Origin of the sequence: Chrysanthemum yellows phytoplasma (genome assembly GCF_000803325.1) — a bacterium.
Classification (GTDB): Bacteria; Bacillota_I; Bacilli_A; order Acholeplasmatales; family Acholeplasmataceae; genus Phytoplasma; species Phytoplasma asteris.
Genome location: NZ_JSWH01000182.1, coordinates 1 through 686 on the forward strand (window position 1 = coordinate 1; position 686 = coordinate 686).

The 686-nt window shown below is 28.6% G+C and carries 1 protein-coding gene; it reads right to left on the reverse strand.

Going from position 1 to position 686, the window contains the following annotated elements; translation table 11 throughout:
- Positions 1-30: 30 nt before the first annotated feature.
- The gene (locus OL66_RS03065; RefSeq protein ID WP_162178807.1) at positions 31-600 is read right to left on the reverse strand and encodes an ABC transporter permease subunit; all 570 of its coding nucleotides are present in this window, start codon (positions 598-600) and stop codon (positions 31-33) included.
- Between the last annotated feature and the right edge of the window lie 86 nt (positions 601-686).

Below are 686 nucleotides of genomic sequence, written 5' to 3' on the forward strand. Positions count from 1 at the left end.
TTTATAATTATTATATCATCATTTAAAAATTTAAACACTAATCACAGGTCTAAAAGAAGGGTTTAATTTTTTTTCTAAATATTTAGCCAAAGTATTATTACACTGAATTAAAACCAAATAAATTATGGAAAGAAGGACAAAAGGAGTTATGACATCAGCAGTAATTCCCATATTTCGGTTAGCAATCCAGCCCATTTCAACAAGCCCAATAAAAGCAAAAAAGGTACAATCTTTAATATTGGTAATAAATTGAGTCATGACAAAAGGAACTGATTTTTTTAATGCTTGCGGAAAAATAATATTGTAAAAAGTTTGTCTTTGAGTCATTCCCAAAGAAAAAGCAGCCTCAATTTGTCCTTTATCAACAAATTTAATATTTTGCATTAAAATCATAGTAAGACTTGCACCAGCATTAAGAGTAATTACAAATAATGCAGCATGTATTTGGTTAATTTGGGGAAATCCATCAGGAAATAAATCAGGCATAAGGCCTTTACTAGGCCACCACAAACTAGTAGAAAACCATACTAACATTGCTTGAGCTGCAATTGGCACTTCTTTTAATAACCAAATATAAGTATCAACACATTTAGAAATCATTTTATAACATGTGCGCTGTTGCATTTTTTTAGACAACTTTTGTCTTTAAAATTGTTCTTTAAGACTAAAAAATTAATAGATAATTT

What these genes read in the sequence shown, in the direction of transcription:
- OL66_RS03065 (WP_162178807.1), bottom strand. Translation starts at nt 600, where the DNA reads ATGATTTCTAAATGTGTTGATACTTATATTTGGTTATTAAAAGAAGTG.